We start from the raw sequence: 1,583 nt of genomic DNA on the forward strand, positions 1-1,583 counted from the left end.
CTCGGGGTGGATATGTGCCGGCCCGAATTTTATGTGATTTCCTCGATGTCAATATCCTGACCAGTATCAGAATCGAACATTATCTTCCCGGTGCCAACAAGCAGAGGATTATAATACCCCCCAAATCTAGGACAGTTGCTTAAGGTGTAAAATGAGCATATTATAGTGAAAAAAGGAGGCTCATTTATGGGTAGTATCAGAAAAAATCACAGTGCATCGTTCAAAGCAAAAGTTGCGCTTGAAGCCGTCAAAAAAGAGAAGACAATTTCCCAGTTATCCAGTGAATATGGTGTACATTCAAACCAAATCAATCTGTGGCGCAACCGGGTTCTAGAGGAACTACCTAGTATCTTTTCCCAAAAACGTAAGAAAAAGGAAAAAGAGACAGAAGAACTTCAGTCAGAACTTTATCAGCAAATCGGACAATTAAAGGTTGAATTAGACTGGCTTAAAAAAAAATCTAGACTGCTCAGTTGAACTAAAACGCCAATCTATTGATATAGATAATTCCCAGATACCGATAGCTCGACAATGTGAGCTCCTGGGTGTTAGCCGGTCAAGCTACTACTACCAATCATGTAAAGATGATAGCTATAATCATCTACTTATGCGATTGATCGACGAGGAATTTACTCGGTGCCCGTTTTGCGGCATTAAAAAAATGACAGCAGTTTTAAGGCGCCAGGGGCACCAGGTCAACCCAAAAAGAATAAGACGGTTAACACGACTTATGGGTCTTGAAGCAATATATCCAAAACCGAATCTAAGCAAAGTTGCAAAAGAACATAAGATATATCCGTACTTATTACGAAATATTAGCATAAAGCGTGTCGATCACGTGTGGTCGACAGACATAACATACATAAGGTTAAATCAGGGATTCATTTATCTTGTTGCTGTAATAGACTGGTTCAGCCGGTATGTTCTCAGCTATGAATTTTCAACCACATTAGATAAGGCGTTTTGCATAAAAGCTTTGCAAGATTCCTTAAAAATGGCTACCCCAGAAATTTTCAACACTGATCAGGGCAGCCAGTTTACCAGTAATGCCTTTACCGGTATTTTAAATGACGCCAAGATTAGAATTAGTATGGATGGACGAGGTCGAGCCTTGGACAACATTTTTATAGAACGGCTTTGGCGTAGTGTAAAATATGAACGTGTATATCTTCGCAACTATGAAACCGTTCATGAAGCCACTCAAGATATAGGAGAGTATTTTGATCTGTACAATAACAGACGTCTTCATCAATCATTAAAGTATCAAACTCCGGCAGAAGTATATCTGAATGGATTTATTTAATGAAAAATCTTCAAATGAATGATTGTAATTGGGGCTCTGCCCCAAACCCCGGGATTTATCGCATTCTTAGCTTCCGGATGAACACTCAAAAAGAAAGGCCGAGCTAAAAAACTCGGCCCATCCGTATAGCTACTCGCATCGGCGCTCGAGTTGCCTCCCGGCATTGCTCTATCCTCCGTGCGAATGTCAGATGTTTACCGAAGTGCTAGCAAAAATGCAACGTGAAACTTTGTGTTAGTCCGAGTTGTTGATTGATATACTTATATAATATATCATGTAA

Annotated in this window: 1 protein-coding gene; it reads left to right on the top strand. The window is 39.9% G+C overall.

The features are described 5' to 3' along the window. The first annotated feature begins 186 nt into the window (after positions 1–186). Positions 187–1,303 (top strand): IS3 family transposase gene (locus U9R42_14525; GenBank protein MEA3497239.1). Its coding sequence is split into 2 segments (ribosomal slippage): positions 187–461 and positions 460–1,303, totalling 1,119 coding nucleotides; the frame shifts between segments, so codons are not numbered across the junction. Positions 1,304–1,583 lie beyond the last annotated feature (280 nt).

This window comes from Bacteroidota bacterium (assembly GCA_034723125.1).
In the GTDB taxonomy this organism is placed as follows: domain Bacteria; phylum Bacteroidota; class Bacteroidia; order CAILMK01; family JAAYUY01; genus JAYEOP01.